Origin of the sequence: Microbacterium sp. 1.5R, assembly GCF_007667425.1 — a bacterium.
Classification (GTDB): Bacteria; Actinomycetota; Actinomycetes; order Actinomycetales; family Microbacteriaceae; genus Microbacterium.
In genome coordinates this window covers 1,382,388-1,400,136 of sequence record NZ_VDRC01000001.1, presented here as the reverse complement: position 1 = coordinate 1,400,136, position 17,749 = coordinate 1,382,388, and the positions used below count along the sequence as shown (strand labels likewise).

Genomic DNA, 17,749 nt, shown 5'->3' with positions numbered 1-17,749 from the left:
CATGAGCGACGACAGCACGCGCCCGCAGGACGACTCGGCGGATGCTGTCGCGCCACCGCCCGTGACGCCGGTCGCCGACGAGCTGCGCGCCGCGCCTCCGGCATCCGATGCCTCTGTTCCCGAGACTCCTGCTCCCGAAGCGCCGGTACCCGAGACCCCGGTACCGGAGGGGCTGCTGTCTCCGCCTTCGGCATCCGATGCCCCGGTACCGGAGGGGCTGCTCGCACCGCCTGCCGATATCCCGCCGGCGGATGCCGTGATCCCGCCGCCCCCGGCCGATGCCGAGCTGCCCGCGACGCGGAGCGCTCGCCGTCGTCCGGCTGTGCTGTCGGACGACCAGCCCTCGGCGGTCGCCGACGATTGGGCGCGGCCGTCGGTGGCTCCGCAGGACCCGGACCCCGGTTCGTACCGCGGCCTCGCGATCGCGGTGTTCGCCGTGCTCGTACTGCTGCTGGCGGGCGCGATCGTCGTCGCGGTGTATCTCGCAACGACGGTCGGCCTGCCGTTCGCGGCGGATGCCGTCGCGGTCCCGCTCACGTCGGCCGCAGCGCTCTTCGGCTGACGCGGACCCGCTCGGCACTTTCGCGCTCGGTTCTCACGCTCGGCCCTCTCACGCTCGGCCCTTCGCGTTCAGGCCTTTCGCTTTCAGCCGCTTGTGCGCTCGGCCCTTTCGCGCTCGGTTCCCGCGCTCAGCGCGGGCGCGAAGCCAGCATGTACGCCGGCACGGCGACGGCCACGACGACGATGTGCATCGCCATCAGCGCGATGACGGCGCCGGTGGTGGTGCCGGGGATGAATCCGAGCGCCAGCAGCAGCACGTCGGGGATGAACGATGCGACCGTCACCGCGGGGACGAGGATCGACAGCATCCGACCGGGGTTCTTCGCGCGCCGATCGACGAGCGACCAGCCGACCCAGCCGGCCGCGACGCCGAGCGCGGTGAACAGCCCGAACGCGGGCGGGGTGAGCGGTCCGTAGGTGGCGGGGGTGCCGCCCGCGATCGCGACCGCGGCGATTACCGCATTGAGGGCGACGGCGATGGCGACGGCCGCGGTGAGGATGAGGGCCGCGCGGGCGCGTGGTCGGGTCGCGGTGCGCTCTGCAGCGGCGGTGGTGGTGGTGACCATGACGACTCCTTGCTCGAGGAATACGGTACTGATCAGTACCGCTATATACGGTACCGCCCGATCCCGGAATGTACAATGATGGAGTGGGAGCGGACGAAGCGAGCAGGACGGCTGGTCGCCCGCGCGATCCCGGAGTCGAGACGGCCATCCTCGCGGCGGTGCAGGACCTCCTCGTCGAAGACGGGTATGACGGGATGACGATCGCGGCGGTCGCGGAGCGAGCGCGCTGCGGCCGGTCGGCGATCTATCGTCGGTGGGAGACGAAGGCCGAGCTCGTCGTCGCGGCGGTCCGAGCCCTGCAGGTCTCGACCGAGGTGCCGGACACCGGCACGCTGCGCGGTGATCTGCTGGCCGCAGCGCTGCATTTCGCCGACCCGGACGAGCGGACGGCTACCGTGCTCGCCGGCATCCTCAGCGAGATCGGTCGGGACGCCGAGCTTCGTGCCGTCGCCTATCGGGTGATCGGCGGACCGCCCGTCGCCGCGCTGACCACCGTGATCGAGCGATGGAGGGATCGAGGCGAGGTGCGGCCGGACGCCCCCGTCGCCCTCGTCGCCGGGATCGTGCCGACCGCGGCATTCGGCAGCGTGAGCCTGCGTCGTCGTGCTCTCGACCCCGACGCGGTGACGCAGCTCGTCGACGAGGTGGTGCTTCCGGCTCTGCGGTAGTCGACGTCGGCGGTGCGGGGCGACCCTGGCGCGGTTCCCGGAGGGACGAGAAAGAGCCCCACCCCGCGTGGGGGAGGGGCTCTCGAGGGATGCCGTGGTCAGGCGTCGCGCCCGCGGCTGAAGCCGGCGTCGAACCCGCGCTCGTACGCGTGCTGCGCCAGGCGGACCGCACGACGGCGGCCGTGGCCGCGGTGGTGTCCGTGGTCCTCGTCGGGTCCGAAGTCAGGGCCGGGTCCGAAGGCGTGGCCGGGTCGGAAGGCGCGCCCGTGCTCGGGGCTGCCGTGTTCGCTGCGGTCGTGCGCCATGCGGTCATGGGCCGTGCGGTCGTGTCCGGGGTGGCCGCGGTGTCCGCAGTCGTGTCCGTTCTCGTGGCCGAAGCCGTGACGGTGGCCGAAGCCGCGGTGCTCGCCGAAGCCGCGGTGTTCGCCGTGGCCACGGTGTCCGCCGCGCCCGTGTGCGCGGCCGTGGCCTCGACCGCGTCCGCGGGGAAGCGGCGTCTCCTCGTCCCAGCCGAGTGCGCGAGCGAAGCCCTCGAGGGAGGCCATCGTGGTGGCGAAGTCTTCGGGAGAGACGGCGTCGGTGACCGTCGCGCGGATGCCGTCGACGATGGCACCGAGCCGCTCTTTGGCAGCACGTCCGTCATCGGTGAGCGTCCATCCGTCCGCCCCGTCCCCCTCGCCGACGACCCAGCCGCGGGCGACCAGGTCGTGCAGCTTGTGCGCGGTGAGCGGGCGTCGGGAGGAAGCAGTGCCGTCGACGACGTTCAGCAGTCGCCAGTCGCGGCGGCTCGCTCCCTCGCTGGCGAAGGCGGTCTCGAACTGAGCGGCCAGGAGGCGGTCGACCGCCTTCAGCCAGTAGCCGATGGGGCGGTCGGGAGTGGGGTTGATGTTCTCTGCGTCAGTGGTGTTCATGGGAATCCTTGAATGTCAGTGTGCATGTGCTTGTCACAGTGCATGTATATGTAGTGTGACATGTATGCGGATTGCATGTCAAGTCGCATGTAAAATCTGACCGTGACCTCTCCCCACGAAGATCCCGCCGAGGCGATCGCCCGCGCCCTCTCCCGTCTGCGGGGCAGGCGTCCGGGCGACCGAGGCCGCGGCGCCGGAGCGCCCGGGCCGCACGGCTGGCACGGCGGTCCCCATTCCGACCACTTCGAGCACGGTCACCCGGGTCGGCCGGGGGTGCCGCCATGGGTGGCCGACCCTTCGGGCCGCTTCGGCGGACCGGCGCGGATGCGCATGCTCGAGGCGCTCGCCACGGCATCCTCCCCGATGAGTGTGAGCGATCTCGGGGCCGCCATCGGCGTCGACCAGCCGCGTGCGTCCCGTCTGGTGCAGCAGGGTGTCGCGCACGGGTGGGTGCGTCGCGAGGCGGATCCCGACGACGCCCGCCGCACGCGCATCGCGCTGACGGATGAGGGCCGCGCGCTCGCCTCGGGGATGCGCGGGGAGCGGCGTGAGATGCTCGGCAACGCGCTCGCCGCATTCACCGACGACGAGCGGGTCGAGTTGGCTCGTCTGCTCGGCAAGCTGGCCGACAACTGGCGAGCGTAGCTGACCGTCGCCCGGTCGCTCGATATGCCGGAACGGTGGGCAGGCGTTCCGGAATACCATGCTGATCGGGAATAAATAGACTTTCTGAGGCCTGGGAATGTCGGTGGCTCCCGGTTGGATGGGGGTATGACATCCCGCACCCGTGAACTTCTCGATCAGGTCGTGGCAGACCTCGACCGTGCGCTGAGCGACGATGCGCTCGCGGGGCTGTCCGACGACGAAAGGGTCGCGATCGTCGCGACAGCGGGGGCGGTGACACGCCGCGCCGAGGCAGTGGTGGTCGAGGCGGTCGCCACCGGAGACGCCGTCGATCTGCCGCACACCGCCGGGTGCCGCTCGCAGAATGAACTGCTGCAGCGCGCGCTGGCGGTGGACTCCGCCGGCGCGACGCGGATCGGGCGCGTCGTCGACCTGGTTCGGCGAGACGTCAACCTGCTCTCCGGGGAGCGGATGCCGGCGCGATGGCCGGCGCTCCGCGAGGCGTTGATCGACGGCAGGATCGGGATCGCAGGGATGCTGGCGGCGACGGCGCCGATCGAAAAGGCGTGGACCCGGCTCACGCTCGATGAGCGTGCGGGTGCGGACGAATGCTTGGCCGATGCCGCGCAGGCGCGGGGCGCGGAGGACGATCCCGACCGAGATCTCTCCGCGTGGGATGCAGACGACGATCGGCGTCGCCGTCTCGGAACTTCACGATCGGGCCCCGTCCCGACGCCCGACGATCTGTCGTACCTCGCGCACACGCTCCTGGCCGTGCTCGATCCCGACGGAGCGGAGCCCGACGATCGCAACGCGCAGCACCGACGGGGGATCACGCTCGGTCGCCTGCGTGACGGGCTCCGGCCGGTCCGCGGATGGCTGTCGCCCGAGGTCGCCGCCCAGCTCGAGTCGGTGATCGACGCGATCACCAATCCCGCAGGCGGCTCCGGGCCCCGCGTCGCGTTCGTACCGTCGGAGGCGCCGGGGCGGAGTAATGCCGATGACGCCGATGCTCTTGCGGCCACAGCCGGCCCTCACCCGGCCACAGTCGGTTCTCACCCCGCCACAGCCGGCCCTCACCCGTCTACAGCCGGTTCTCACCCGGCCAGAGCCGCCGCGGTGGACGCCGATGCCGATGCCGATGCCGATGCCGATGCCGATGCCGATCCGTTCAATACGGATCCGCGTGCGGTGATCGACCAGCGCACCGCGGTGCAGAAGCGTCACGATGCCTTCGCGGCCATGCTCGCGATCGCGGCGCGCCATAAAGACATGCCGACGCTCGGCGGGGCGGCGCCGACGCTCGTCGTGACCGTCGATGCGCGCGACCTCGAGCAGCAGACGGGGCGGGCGACCCTCGCCGGAGCTCATGGCGACGCGTACGGTCAGGTCCCCATCAGGGTCGCGGCTCAGACGGGCTGCTCCGGCACGATCCAGCGGGTCACGCTGCACGAGGGCCGCATCATCGGGATCGACAGCACCGACCGGGTGTTCACGGTGCATCAACGGAGGGCGATCGTCGCGCGCGACCGGGAGTGCCTGATCCCCGGATGTCATGTCCCGGCCTCATGGTGCGAGATCCACCACGTCACCGAGCACGCCCGCGGAGGACCCACCCACACCGACAACGGGGTTCCGCTCTGTTGGTGGCATCATCGCTCGCTCGACGGATCAGGGTGGGAGATCAGGATGGAAGAGGGCGTTCCTCAGGTACGGGGTCCGGCGTGGTGGGACCCGGAACAGCGCTGGCGGACGCCGCGCCTCAGCGCCGAAATGCACGTCGAGTCAGCAAGAGACCGGTCCGCTCGACGCGCGAGACGCCGCGGTTCCGCAAGAACAGTCGAGCGAGCGACCGCGCTGGCGACGGAAAAGACGGTCGCCGACCGTGATCGCGCCCTGATCTCGGGCGTGGGACCGTGAGCTCCCGGGGCTACCCGGGTGCGAAGCCATGAGGTCGCGGGCGCTAGGCCGTAGTGGTGCCGGTACCGGTGCCAGTCCCGGTACCGTCGCCCACGCCGAAGTCGAGCGAGGTCTCGTCGTCGACCGACAGCGACAGCACGACCGTCTCGACCACGGGGTGCGATTCGATCTGCTGCTCGACGTCACGCAGACGCCTCGCGACGTCGTGCTCACGCGCATCGCCGGCGAGGTCGACCTCCGCGACGATGAACAGTCGGTTCGGCCCCACGTACTCGATGTGCAGATACGTGAGGCGCTGGATCTGCGGAGACGTGAGCAGGGCGAGGCCCACGCGCTCGCGCAGAGCCGGGGAGGCGTTCGACCCGATCAGGAACGCGATGTTCCGGCGGATGAGGATCAGGGCCACGATGCCGAGCAGCACGCCGACGAGGATCGAGCCCACGGCATCCCACGCCGCGACGCCCGTGATCTGATGCATGGCGATCGCACCACCGGCGATCACCAGCCCGATGAGAGCCGCTGCGTCCTCGAAGAACACCGCACGCAGGGTCGTGTCGCTCGTCTCGAGCACGTAGTCCCACGTCGACGATCCCCGCTCGCGCGCCAGCTTGCGCGACCGCACCAGTGCTTGCGTGAACGACGCCCCCTCGAGCACGAACGCGATGCCGAGCACCGTGTACGCGATGCCGGGGCTCTCCACCGGACCCGTCTCCGACAGCTCCTGCACGCCGTGCATGATCGACACGATCGACCCGGCGGTGAAGATCCCGAATGCGGCGACCAGCGACCACACGAACGCCGCGCGACCGTACCCGAGCGGATGCCGCTCGTCCTTGGCCTTGGCGCCATGGCGGTCCGCGATGAGGAGGAAGATCTCATTCCCGGCGTCAGCCCACGAGTGCGCGGCCTCGGCGACCATCGACGCCGACGAGGTGAGCGCGGCGGCCACCGTCTTGGCGACCGCCACGAGGACGTTGGCGAGGAAGGCGATGATGACCGTCACCCAGGCGAGATTACTCCTGCGTCGATTGTCCGATCCGCGCACCCCTATCCGTCTCGCGCAACGGATTCGCCTCCTCCATGACGAAATCGCCCCGGTCGGAGGAAGAATCGTTGACTCTTCCTCCGCCCTGAGTATCGTGTGCCGCACGGGATCTCGAGGGGGACTCCCGACGATCACATCGTGGAAGCGCAATGCTGCAGAGGACCACGCTCGAGACGCACGATCGAGATGAAGCGATCGAGGCTCTCACCGTCATGGCGGGAGGCAACCGCCCGACCGTAGGGGGTCGCGGCGGGTTGTCGTTGCGGGCATCGGTGACACGCGGCGACGTGCTCGTCGACGCCGCGACGGAGATCGGCACACCGTATCGCGTGGAGAGCGCCCCTGCCGACGCCCTGCAGATCATGACGAGCACCGCGGCATTCATGATGGACGTCGATGGGACCCAGCACGTTGCGGCGCCCGGCGACAGCATCAGGGTCCCGTCCCTGATCGTCTGCGAACTCGCCATCCCACGGGGAGCGTTCTCGAGCATCGCCGTGCGTGGCACTGCCGTGCGGGAGATCGCCCGATCGGCGTTCGTCGAAGAGCCGACGACCCTGGATCCCGCCGCGGTGCGCCCCATCTCCCCGGCGATGCAGCGCCTCTGGGCCGGGACCATCGGCGTCTACCGACGACACGTGCTGCAGCCCGGAATGTACGACAACCTGCTCATCCGGGAGGAGGCGACGCGTTCGATGATCGCGACCGCCATCATCGCCTTCGGCCTGCACCGGCCCGCTGAGCGCACCGCCACCTCATCGATCGCCGCCCGACGAGCGCGCGCGTTCATCGACGACAATCTGCAGCGTGCGATCACGATCCACGACATCGCGAAGGCCGCACGATTGAGTGTTCGGGGACTGCAGTACGCGTTCCAGCAGGCCTACGGTGAATCGCCGATGGCGTTCCTGCGCTCGGCCCGACTGTCGGCCGCGCATCAGGAGCTCCTGGGGGCGGACCCTGCACGCACGACCGTCGCCGAGATCGCCCACCGCTGGGGTTTCGCGCACCTCGGACGCTTCGCTGCCGCATACAAGGACGCCTACGGCGAGACGCCGCGCGCGACCATCCCTCGGTGACCATCCGCTCGCGCAGTGCGGAGATCCGGGACTCGCAGCAGCGCCGACGGCGGATCGGCTGGGGTCCGATCCGCCGTCGGGCTTCGCCCGGCTCTCAGTGAGCTCGGCGCCGACGTGCTCCGGTGAGCCCGAGTCCGAGCAGAAGGAGGAGCACGCCCAAGATGATCGCCCACACGGGCACGGCCGATCCGGTGGTGGGGAGGATCGTCACCAGCCCTGCGTCGATCGTCGAGTTGATGAAGGAAGCAAGCAGCGTGCCGTCCGCGCCGGACACCAGCCGCAGGTCGGCGGAGTCGGCGCCGAGAGAGAACACCGGGGTCCGTCCGCTGGCGAGCGGGTTGGAGTCGCCGTCTCCTCCGGAGCCATGGGCGGTAAAGGTGTACCCGGCGGGGATGTCGCTGAACTGGATGTAGTAGTCGCCCGCGACGAGACCGTCGAACAGGTACTGCCCGTTCGCGTTCGTCCGCTGATCGGGGACCACCCCTCCGCGCCAGTCACGTGCCGGGCTCCCGTCGGCGTCGCGGAGCGACACGAGGACGCCAGGCACCGGCTGCTCGCCGGGGTCGAGGTGGCCGTTGGCGTTGGTGTCGAACCAGACGACGTCGCCGATGGCGTAGAGCTGGGTGGCGATGCCTGCGTCGATGGTGGGGTTGATCTGCTGCGCGCGGGTGATCCCGTCGCCGGGGGCCACGGGGCGCACGTTGGTGCCGTTCCCGCGCAGGGTGAACACGGGCGTGAGGCCGGTGACGTCGGGGTTCGAGTCGTCTGCGCTCGTGGTGCCGGCAGCGGACTGCCGGGTCGGGCGGTACCCGGCGGGCAGGTCCGTGAACCGGACCCGGTAGTCGCCGGGCAGGAGGGCGTCGAACACGTAGTGCCCGGCAGCGTCGGTCGTGGTCGGGGCGACGGGCGCGCCGTCGGCGTCGACCGCGGGGGTTCCGTCGGCGGTGAGGAGCGTCACGGTGACACCGGGGACCGGTGCTTCGCCGGCATCCTGGCGTCCGTCACGGTCCTGGTCGATCCACACGTAGTCGCCGATCGCGAGCAGCGGGACGAGGCCTGCGTCGATCGTGCGATCGATGCGCGTTGCCGTGATCTGACCGTCCCCGGCCTCCACCGGGGTCGTGCGATCTCCCGCTGGGCCGAGCACGAACACAGGTGTCATGCCGTCTCGTCCCGGGTTGGAGTCTCCGAGCTCGTCGCCCGCGCCCTGGCGGGTGAACTGCACACCGGCGGGGATCTCGGTGAACGAGACCGTGTACGCGCCAGGGGGGAGGTTGTCGAACACGTAGCGACCGTTCGCGTCGGTGCGCACCGGCGCCACAGGGGCACCGTCCAGGTCGGTCACGGGGTTTCCGTCGGCGCTGAGAAGCGTGACGAGGACGTTCGGCACGCGGGGTTCGTCGGTGTCGAGTCGACCGTCGCCGTCGTCATCGAGCCACACGGTGTCGCCCACCGCGAATGCCTGTGTGAACCCGAAGTCGACCGTCAGCAAGTCCGCCGCGTCACCGTTCGGTCCATGCCTGCCCGCACCTGTCGCGCCTGCGTCGCCGTCCCCGGTCGGGTTGGCACGCGTCAGCGTTACGACGCCGGAGGTGATTCCGGTGATCGCCGGGTCGGGAGCGTTCTGGCCCTTGTCTGCGTTGTTCTCCGTGGCATCGACCGACGTCGGGCTCGACGACAGCCAGTCGGCGAGCGGGGCGCCGGGCGTGAAGTTCGACGCGGCGACCCGCACGCGGTAGTCGCCGACGGGCAGCCCGTCGAACCGGTAGTAGCCCTTGGCATCGGTCGTCGTCGTCACCGGAACCCCGCCGACCAGAAGCGGTGCTCCCGTGCCGTCGAGCAGTTCCACGACGGCGCCGACCACCGGGGCCTCCCCGTCATCGAAGACGCCGTTGTTCGCCTCGCCCTCGCCGGAGCCGGCGTCGAACCACAACCTGTTCCCCAGCGACAACCCCGGGATGAATCCGAAGTCCACGGTGAGCGTGTCGAAGGCATCTCCCAAGGGACCGTTCGCTCCCGCGCCGCGCGCTCCGGCATCCACCTCGCCCGACGGGCTGTCGCTTGCGCCGAGCGCGACCACGCTCGAGGTGATTCCGGTCGTGGCCGGGGCGAGCGAATCCTCGCCCTTGTCGCTGTTGTTCGACGGGGTGCCGAAGTCGGCCGAGGCGGCGGTCGATGACAACCACGATGCCAGCGGTCCGTCCGCGGCGAAGTTCACCGCCGCGACGCGGACCCGGTAGTCGCCGGGGGCGAGGTCATCGAACCGGTAGAAGCCGCTCGAGTCGGTCGACGTGGTCGCGATGACGTTGCCGGCGGCGTTCAACAGCTCCACGCGCGCTCCGACGACGGGGTCCTCGCCCGTGTCGTACCGGCCGTTGTCGGTCAGCGGACCCGCGCCCGTGTCCTCCCACAGCCGGTTGCCGAGAGAGTACGTCGGGCCGGCGACGACGATCGGCGTGCCGTCGTCGTTGTTCGACGGGCTGCCGGCGGTCGGCGCGGGGTCGCCGTTCTCGTACTTGTCGGGTCCGCTGCCGACCGGGATGCTCTCCGGAGTCCGCTGATCGGGGGACGGTTCGACGACCGCGAAGTTCACGAGCGTTCCGGGGGTCTCCGTGGAGACGGTGGCCGTCACCGTGATCGGGGTCGCGGAGTCTCCGGCCGCCAGCGAGCGGCCCGTCCACCGGAGCACGATCTCGGGTCCGGCCGCGTCGACGAGCTGCCAGCCGGCACCGGTCGCCGAGACGAACGTCAGGCCGTCGGGCAGCAGGTCCGACACGGTGAATCCGGAGACGGCGGTGCCGGGGCCGGTGTTCGAGGGGGTCAGAGAGTAGGTCACGGTCTGGCTCACCTGGTAGGGCGTGGACTTCGACGTCAGCTGCTTGGAGACCGTGAGGTCGTACGGCTGCACGAACCCGAAGTCGACCGTCAGGTTGTCGAAGGCGTCGCCGAACGGACTGTTGTCACCGGCACCCTCCGCGTCGTCGTCGACCTCACCCGTGACACCGGGCTGCAGATCGATCACGGCCGAGCTCACGCCCGTGGTAGCGGGGTCGAGGGAGTCGACGCCCTTGTCGGCGCTGTTGCTCGGGGCGTCGAAGGCACCCGATGTCACGGTCGACGACACGTACCCGGCGAGGGGACCGTCATCGGCGAAAGCGGCGGCAGCGACGCGCACCCGATACTGACCGGGGGTCAGGCCGTCGAACCGGTAGAAGCCCTCGGCATCCGTGGTCGTGGTGATCGGGTCGCCGTCGTTGTCGAGCACCGGCCGCCCGGCCGGGTTCAGCAGCTCGATCACTGCGCCCGCCACGGGATCCTCGTCCGCGTCGACGCTCCCGTTGTTGGTGCGTGCACCGGCTCCGGTGTCGAACCAGAGGCGGTTGCCCAGGCTCATCGCCGCGACGAGACCGGCGTCGATCGTCGGGTTGATCCGACGCGCGACCGTCGCTCCGTCGGCCGGCGTGACGGGCCGGGTGTCGGACCCGACCGCGAGGGTGAACACCGGGGTCAGGCCGGTGGCGTCGGGGTTCGAGTCGTTCGCCGACGTCGATCCGTCGGACGACGCCTTCGTGGGGGCGTAGCCGGAGGGGAAGCCCGAGAAGCGGACGCGGTAGTCGCCGGGTACCAGTCCGTCGAACACGTAGTGTCCGTTCGCATCGGTCGTGACGGGCGGCACGGGGTTTCCGTCGCCGTGGACCGCGGGCGTCCCGTCGGCGTTCAGCAGCGTCACGGTGACGTCGGGAACGGGACGTTCCCCTGCGTCCTGGATGCCGTCGCGGTCGCTGTCGAACCACACGAAGTCACCGACCGCAAGTCGCTCGATGAATCCGAAGTCGACCGTCAGGTTGTCGGTCGCGTCGCCGCCGGGGCCGTGGGCACCGGCGCCCGATGCGCCGGCATCCACGTCGTCAGCCGGCTGTGCGCCGGGGGCGAGCGTCACCGTCGACGAGACCACGCCGGTGGTGGCGGGATCGGGGGCATTCGCACCCTTGTCGGCGTTGTTCGATGCCCCGTCGAAGTCGGTCGACGTCGGGCTGGACGAGAAGTAACCGTCTAGCGGTGCACCCGTCGCGAAGTTCGACGCGGCGATCCGCACCCGGTAGTCGCCGGCGGGGAGGTCGTCGAACCGATAGAAGCCCGCGGCGTCCGTCGTCGCGACGAGAGGCGCACCGTCGGATGTGAGCACCGGAGCGCCCGTGCCGTCGAGCAGCTCGACCACCGCTCCGGAGACTGGCCGTTCCCCGTCGTCGAGGATGCCGTTGTCGGCCTGTCCGGCGCCCGTGCCGTCGTCGAACCACAGCCGGTTTCCGAGCGACAGCGCCGGGATGAAACCGAAGTCGGCGGTGAGGTTGTCGTACTGATCGCCGAACGGACCGTTCGCGCCGGCGCCCGTGGCTCCGCCGTCGAGCTCGCCGGTCACGCCCGGCTGCAGGTCGATCACGGCCGATGTCACACCGGTCTCGGCGGGGAATCGCGCATCCTCACCCTTGTCCGCGTTGTTCGACCCGGCGTCGAATGCCGCCGAGGAGCCCGTGCTCGACAGGTGGTGAGCCAGCGGCCCTGCCGCGGTGAAGCTGCCCGCGGCGACGCGCACTCGGTACTGACCGGGGGAGAGGTCATCGAAGCGGTAGAAGCCCGCAGCATCCGTCGTCGCGACGACCGGGTCGCCGGCCGCATCCAACACGGGTGCGCCGTCGGCCCCGAGGAGCTCGACCACGGCGTCGGCCACCGGCTGCTCGCCGTCGTCGAACCGTCCGTTGTCGAGATCGTCTCCGTCTCCGGTGTCGAGCCACAGCCGGTTGCCGAGGCTCAGCGTCGGCGGCAGCACCGGGATGTCGGCGCCGTCGTCGTTGTTCGACGGGTTCTCGGGGTCGGGCACGGGGTTGCCGTTCTCGAACTCGTCGGGAGTCGATCCGACCGGGATGGACTCTCCGATCGGTTCATCCGGCGAAGGCTCGACCACGGCGACGTTGCGGAGCGACCCCGCGTCGACCGACGTGACTCGCGCGGTCACCGTGATCGGCTCGGCGTCGTCGCCCGCGGCGAGGGTGCCGCCCTCCCACTCGAGGATGACGTCCCGACCGACGACCGTCGCGGCCGACCAGGAGTCGCCGGTCGCCGAGACGAGCTCGAGCCCGGTGGGGAGACGGTCGGTCACGGTGAATCCGGGGCGCGCGGCGCCGGGGCCGTTGTTCGAGGCGAGGAGATCGAAGGTGACCTCGTCGCCGAGGCGGTAGGGGCCATTGCCCGACGTGAGCTGCTTGTCGATGGTGAGGTCGATCTGCGGCACGAACGAGAAGTCCACCGTGAGATTGTCGGTGGCGTCGCCGCCGGGGCCGTGAGCACCGGCACCCGTCGCGCCGGGGTCGACATCGCCGATGACACCCGGCGCGAGCGCGATCGGACCGGAGGTCACACCCGTCGCCGACGGGTTCGGCGCGTCCACGCCCTTGTCGGCGTTGTTGCTGCCGGCATCGAACGCGGCCGACGCTCCGGTCGACGAGGTCCAGCCGCTCAGGGGGGCGCCCGCGCCGAAGTTGCCGGCGGCCACGCGCACGCGGTAGGTGGCGGCGAGGAGGTCGTCGAAGCGGTAGTAGCCGGCGGCATCCGTCACCGTCGTGCGCGGAGCGCCGTCGACGCCGAGCACCGGGGCGCCTGCGGCGTCGAGCAGTTCGATCGTGGCGCCGACGATCGGCGGTTCGCCGGCGTCGTGCCGGCCGTTGTCGGTCTCGCCGGCACCGGTTCCGGTGTCGTACCAGAGGCGGTTGCCCAGCGAGAGCAGCGGTACGAAACCGAAGTCGAAGGTATGGTCGGCCGCCCCCGCGTCGGGGGTGCGCGCCGCAGCGGAGACGAGCACCGGAGACTGCCGTACGCCGTTCGAGTCGACCGCTCGATCGGCGCCCGCCGCTGTGACGGTGGGCGCGAGATGCTCCAGTGGACCGCCGGCGCCGTAGTCGGCGGCGTTGTCGAGACGGATCTCGTAGCCCGTGTCCGCGGTGAGGGGAAGGCCGTACTGCGCGGAGGGGGAGGAGGTGCCGGGCGATGACGAGAAGTAGTACTCGCCGTCCGCATCGGTGACGGCGGTCGCGATCACCGAACCGTCGGCCGAGTAGAGCCGCACGGTGGTGCCCGCGATGGGAGCCTCGCCGGCATCCTGCACGCCGTCGCGGTCGGAGTCGAGCCATACCCGGTTGCCGATCTCGACCGGTGCCTCGGCGACGAGCGCCGAGAGGTCGCCGAGACCGCCGGCCTTGGCGAAGCTGCCGTCGCGGTCGGAGGCTCGAGTCAGCGTCGCGGAGCGCTCGACCCGACCGTCGTCGTTGCCATACACGCGCAGGCCGTCCTGGCGCAGAGCGAGGGGATCGATGACCGTCGCCATCACGTTCGTGTAGCCCGGGAGCTGCAGCGCCGATCCCATCGCGGTGCTGCCGTGGTAGCTGCGCATGTCGGCCGTCGTGTAGAACACGGTCTCGTAGAACTTGCTGCCGCCGATGCCCCAGTTGTTGGCCGGCTGCGTCGAGGTGTTCCCGCCGCAGCTGCCGGCGTTCTCGGTGACCCACGTGCCTGCGGCGTTGCGGCACGCACGGAGGAGGTCGCCCACACCGATATAGACGTAGATCTCGGTGTCCGACGGCGTGGTGCTGCTCAGCGCTATTCCGTTCTGATCGGCCGAGCGGTCTTTGATCGAGAGGGACATGTTGCCCGCGGCATCGAAGACGACGCTGGAGGCGATCGGCGAGGGTCCGCGCCCGTATCCGTCTTCGCCGAGCGGTTGGAACGTCTCCACCCACGGGAGATAGTTGTTCGTCCGGCTGGTGGCGGGGAAGGTCGCGGTGTACTTCGGGCCTCGCGTGAAGGTCAGTGGCACGTTCAACACGGCGGCGCCGAACGCCCTGGTGTCCTCGTTCATCGGAACCACCCACGCGCGCAGGTCGTTCGCCGTGGGTCCGGTGCAGGTCAGGGTGACGTACAGAGTGCCGCGAAAGGTGCCGAGACCGTATGGGCGGACCGCGGCGTTCGCGCACCCGGCGGCGGTGGCGAGAGGGATGGTGATGGCCTGCGGAGTACCGGCGACGGGGGCAGCGCCCGGCGTCGCGCCGGGGGTGAGCGGCACTGCGTAGAGCCGTCGGTCGTTGAGGTTGACGGCGTAGAGCGTGCGACGGTCTTCCGAGATCTCGATGTCGCCGAGTCCGATGCGACCCGGGGCTGAGAAACCGGCCGTGTCATGCAGCCAGTCGTATCCGGTGAGGTCTGCGGGACGCGGGTTCGTGCCCGCGTTGGGAATCGTCACGAAGGGCGTGGCGTTGGGTGATCCGGTCGTGGCGTCGGTGAGGTAGATCGCGCCGAGTCCCTGCGGGCCGACCATCGTGCCACGGCGGAACGACGCGCCGCTGAACACATGCCTGTCGCCGTAGTTCGCCGTGCCCCACGTCGTACCGATCTGCCCCTGTGTCGCGAGCACTTGGCGGCCGGATGCGGGGTCTCCGCTCGAGTCGTACGTCGTCCCGAAAAGGGCCGGCTGATCGGGAACGTTCGGGGTGGGCCCCTCGACGTCGTCCCCGCCGGCGTAGGCGATCATGGAACGCTGCGAAGGCACGACGACCCGCGGTGCGCCCGCTGTCGTCTGCACCATGCCCTCCTGCGTCACCCCGAGGTCGACTCCGGTGGCGCCGATGCTGACGAACTGCACGGTACTGCCGTTGCCGGCACCACTGCGTGCCGCGCGGAAGGCCGTGGGCAGGGCGGTGAACTCCACGCGGACATCCGTGGTGGCCGCGCCGGTCACGGTCAGCGTGTAGGCGCCGGTGGCGCTGGTGGTGGCGGTGCCCCGGACGGCCCCGGTCGAGTCGGTCGCGGTGACCTGCACGCCGCCTACGCCCGTGTCGCCGCCGAAGTCGCCGGCCGCCGCATCTCGTGTGCCGCTGTCGTTGAAGTCCTGGTACACGACTCCGGTCACGGTGCCGTCGGCTGCGACGGCCGGCGATGCGACGACGATCGATGCGCCCACCGTGACGGCGGTGACGACCGCCGCGAGGACTGCACGCCACGGGCGGGCAATCGCTCGAGAGGTCGAGCGGACGGTCGGGCGTGCAGAGTCAGCGTGAGAGGAATCCACGGTATCTCCTGGGTGCGGAACGAGAACGATGAGTGACGTGGGCCCCCCTCAGGGCCATTAGCCGGAGCCGCTGAACGCGGGGTGCCGGCACGAACAGGGACAGTTGTACACCACGCGGAAACAACGAGTGAACCTGGCAATATACTGAGCAAGCGCTTTCTGATGCGGAACTCGCGCGGCATATCGGTATAATGCCGTCTTCGCTCAGTAGCGATCTCCCTCAAGATCGGCCAGAATCCGCAGACCGGGGTCACGTCGCCTGAATGAATCGGTTCTACCCGAGTGCTCAGGCGGGGTCAATCCGGATGATCCGAAAAACGCAATTCATCCGAGCTCGGGGGCGCGCGGCACCGTGGCGTACGCCTCCTGGTCGAAGTCGAGGGTGATCGTTCCGGAGGGCAGATCCGCCTCGAAGCGGCGGAGGATGCCGTCGCCGTCGACCCAGAGGCGGGTCGTGCCGGCGCCCACGCCGGTATCGGGATCGGAGGGGCCGGCGAACACGTCGACCGCGACGCCGTCGACGTCGTCCCCCCGCAGCCATTGCGCGTCGGACGTCTGCAGCAGCTGTGCGTTGTCCGGCCGATCGAGACCGAGACTCGAGAGCAGTTTCAGTGCGGCGTCGAGCGTCGACACCGCGGGGTCCAGTGGCCGCGCGACACCCGGAAGGTCCGGCGGGTCGGCGGGAACGGTCGTGCCGTCGCCTTCCCCGACCCAGCCCACCAGGGTGTCGGCGTCCCAGGAGATCACCGCGTTCTCGCCGGCCAGGACCGCCGCCGCGATGCCGACCTCGCCGCGGTAGTCGACGCGGCCGTGCACGCCGATGGACCCCTCGGCGGACGGCACCTCGACGGTGAACTCGCGGCTCCCGTCCTGGTAGGCGAGGAACCGGGCGACGGCGAGCCGCTCCGCCTCCTCGCCGGTCAACGAGCGAGCGGCCGGTGCGGTGGGGGAGGGCGTCGGCGGCTGCCCACCCGAGGGCTTCAACGCCAGGAAGGCCCACGTCGCGAGCGCCACCACGACCACGACCGCCACTCCCAGCGCGATCCACCGTCTCGTCGTCACGATGCTCCGAAGATCGTGGACCCCAGCGGATGCTGCGCGTCGAAGCCCGGGAGGGCGAGGAACGCTCCGGCGGCGGTCGTGGTCGTGAGGTCGAGCAGGGCGTCGGACTCGGACATGCGCTCCATGGTCTGCGTGAACGTGCGGAGTTCCGCCTGGTAGCTGACGAAGAGCAGGCCGAGCGGGTCGTCCGTCGAGTAAGAGCGGCGCAGCATCAGCGGCACCCCCGCCGGCCGCGGATGCGCTCGCCGCACGTGCGCGTCGACCGGGATGAGGTACGCGCCGTCTGGCGCCTTCGCCTGGAGGTTCACGTCGTCGGAGATGTCACCGCCGGAGAGCGGTGCGCTGTCGTCGCGCCTGCGGCCGATGACAGCCTCCTGCGCGGCGATCGGCAGCCGCCGGAATGTCGTCAGGTCGATCTCCATGCGGCGGACGACCATGATGCTTCCGCCCGCGGCGGGCCCGTCAGGGATCCACACGGACTCCGCCAGCTCGTCGGGGGTGACCGGAGCGGCGATGCCGTCGACGAAGCCGAGCACATTGCGTGGTGCGGTGTGGCCGTCGCGCACCGCCACCGACGGGCCACGCGCGCCTCGCTGACGCCACCGTTCCCCGAGAGCGGGGTGGTCGTCGAGCAGAGCGGTCATGGCGAGGGGCGGGACGAGCGGGTCGGACGCGCAGATCTGAACAACCACGTCGCCGTGGCGGTGCCGCTCGTCGACGTCTTCACGCGGATACGCATCCAGTGCCGCGCTCCCTGGACCGTCAGGCAGCACCGCTGAGGCCAGGCGATGGCCCACACCCACCGTCACAGTCAGGTCGCCCGGCTCGATTCCGGCGAGCCCCGGATGCCGTCCGGATGCGAGGGCGACGATCGTCTCGCCCACCGCGGCGAGGAGTGGGGCGGCCTCGCCGTCGAGGTCGAAGACGGCGACGAGCAGCTGCGACTGCACGGCGGACGGCGAGGCGATCCCCGCCTGGCGCTCACCCTCCGGCGGGACTCGCGACACCTCGGCGTCGTCGGTGACGACGGGTGCCGGTGCGTCGGGAGCGCAGCCGACGAGCGCCGTGCCGAGCACGGCGAGCCCCCCGGAGCGGAGCAGAGTCCGCCGGGAGATCCGGCTCTGGTCGGGCGACACGAGGATGATGATAGACCCGACATCCGGCGGTGCTCGCCCTCGTGACGGCCCTATCATGATG

Annotated in this window: 11 protein-coding genes; 5 read left to right on the top strand and 6 right to left on the bottom strand. The window is 70.5% G+C overall.

Translation table 11 applies throughout. The features are described from left to right. Position 1 precedes the first annotated feature (1 nt). A complete protein-coding gene (locus tag FSY98_RS06705; RefSeq protein WP_144875124.1) occupies positions 2–562 on the top strand; it encodes a hypothetical protein in 561 nt (186 codons plus the stop codon). A gap of 127 nt (positions 563–689) precedes the next feature. Here the strand turns inward: FSY98_RS06705 and FSY98_RS06700 are convergent, their stop codons facing one another. Then, positions 690–1,127: a DUF6069 family protein gene (locus FSY98_RS06700; RefSeq protein WP_144875122.1), complete on the bottom strand. Its 438-nt coding sequence runs from the start codon at positions 1,125–1,127 to the stop codon at positions 690–692. Positions 1,128–1,210: 83 nt separating this feature from the next. Here FSY98_RS06700 and FSY98_RS06695 point away from each other — a divergent pair, with 83 nt between their 5' ends. Beyond that, positions 1,211–1,795 carry a TetR/AcrR family transcriptional regulator gene (locus tag FSY98_RS06695; RefSeq protein ID WP_260857298.1) on the top strand — a complete coding sequence of 195 codons (585 nt, stop codon included), beginning with the start codon at positions 1,211–1,213 and terminating at the stop codon, positions 1,793–1,795. Between the two features lie 98 nt (positions 1,796–1,893). On the opposite strand, the gene FSY98_RS06690 is transcribed toward FSY98_RS06695, so the two are convergent. Continuing rightward, on the bottom strand, positions 1,894–2,706 hold the full coding sequence (locus tag FSY98_RS06690; protein WP_144875118.1) for a MarR family winged helix-turn-helix transcriptional regulator: 813 nt from the start codon (positions 2,704–2,706) through the stop codon (positions 1,894–1,896). A gap of 102 nt (positions 2,707–2,808) precedes the next feature. Between FSY98_RS06690 and FSY98_RS16915 the strand changes: the two genes are divergently transcribed. Then, positions 2,809–3,351, top strand: a complete 543-nt coding sequence (locus tag FSY98_RS16915; RefSeq protein ID WP_260857297.1) for a MarR family winged helix-turn-helix transcriptional regulator — start codon at positions 2,809–2,811, stop codon at positions 3,349–3,351. Positions 3,352–3,477: 126 nt separating this feature from the next. After that, positions 3,478–5,250 (top strand): HNH endonuclease signature motif containing protein, encoded by a 1,773-nt coding sequence (locus FSY98_RS06680; protein ID WP_144875116.1) that lies wholly within the window; start codon positions 3,478–3,480, stop codon positions 5,248–5,250. Between the two features lie 43 nt (positions 5,251–5,293). Here FSY98_RS06680 and FSY98_RS06675 read toward each other — a convergent pair whose 3' ends face one another. After that, positions 5,294–6,253: a cation diffusion facilitator family transporter gene (locus FSY98_RS06675; protein ID WP_144875115.1), complete on the bottom strand. Its 960-nt coding sequence runs from the start codon at positions 6,251–6,253 to the stop codon at positions 5,294–5,296. A gap of 191 nt (positions 6,254–6,444) precedes the next feature. Between FSY98_RS06675 and FSY98_RS06670 the strand changes: the two genes are divergently transcribed. Continuing rightward, positions 6,445–7,374 carry an AraC family transcriptional regulator gene (locus tag FSY98_RS06670; RefSeq protein ID WP_144875113.1) on the top strand — a complete coding sequence of 310 codons (930 nt, stop codon included), beginning with the start codon at positions 6,445–6,447 and terminating at the stop codon, positions 7,372–7,374. A gap of 94 nt (positions 7,375–7,468) precedes the next feature. Here the strand turns inward: FSY98_RS06670 and FSY98_RS06665 are convergent, their stop codons facing one another. The 3 genes from FSY98_RS06665 to FSY98_RS06655 all read right to left on the bottom strand — a co-directional run bounded on the left by FSY98_RS06665 (position 7,469) and on the right by FSY98_RS06655 (position 17,688). Further along, a complete protein-coding gene (locus FSY98_RS06665; RefSeq protein ID WP_144875111.1) occupies positions 7,469–15,490 on the bottom strand; it encodes an SdrD B-like domain-containing protein in 8,022 nt (2,673 codons plus the stop codon). Positions 15,491–15,814: 324 nt separating this feature from the next. Continuing rightward, positions 15,815–16,552, bottom strand: coding sequence for a hypothetical protein (locus FSY98_RS06660; protein WP_144875109.1), 738 nt, complete (start codon positions 16,550–16,552; stop codon positions 15,815–15,817). Next, positions 16,549–17,688, bottom strand: coding sequence for a Dyp-type peroxidase (locus FSY98_RS06655; RefSeq protein ID WP_222119119.1), 1,140 nt, complete (start codon positions 17,686–17,688; stop codon positions 16,549–16,551). The genes FSY98_RS06660 and FSY98_RS06655 overlap by 4 nt, the downstream gene beginning before the upstream one ends. Positions 17,689–17,749 lie beyond the last annotated feature (61 nt).

Excerpts from the sequence above, each read along its gene's own strand:
- FSY98_RS06700 (WP_144875122.1), bottom strand. The coding sequence starts at position 1,127 with ATGGTCACCACCACCACCGCCGCTGCAGAGCGCACCGCGACCCGACCA.
- FSY98_RS06705 (WP_144875124.1), top strand. The coding sequence starts at position 2 with ATGAGCGACGACAGCACGCGCCCGCAGGACGACTCGGCGGATGCTGTC.
- FSY98_RS06670 (WP_144875113.1), top strand. The coding sequence starts at position 6,445 with ATGCTGCAGAGGACCACGCTCGAGACGCACGATCGAGATGAAGCGATC.
- FSY98_RS06680 (WP_144875116.1), top strand. The coding sequence starts at position 3,478 with ATGACATCCCGCACCCGTGAACTTCTCGATCAGGTCGTGGCAGACCTC.
- FSY98_RS06690 (WP_144875118.1), bottom strand. The coding sequence starts at position 2,706 with ATGAACACCACTGACGCAGAGAACATCAACCCCACTCCCGACCGCCCC.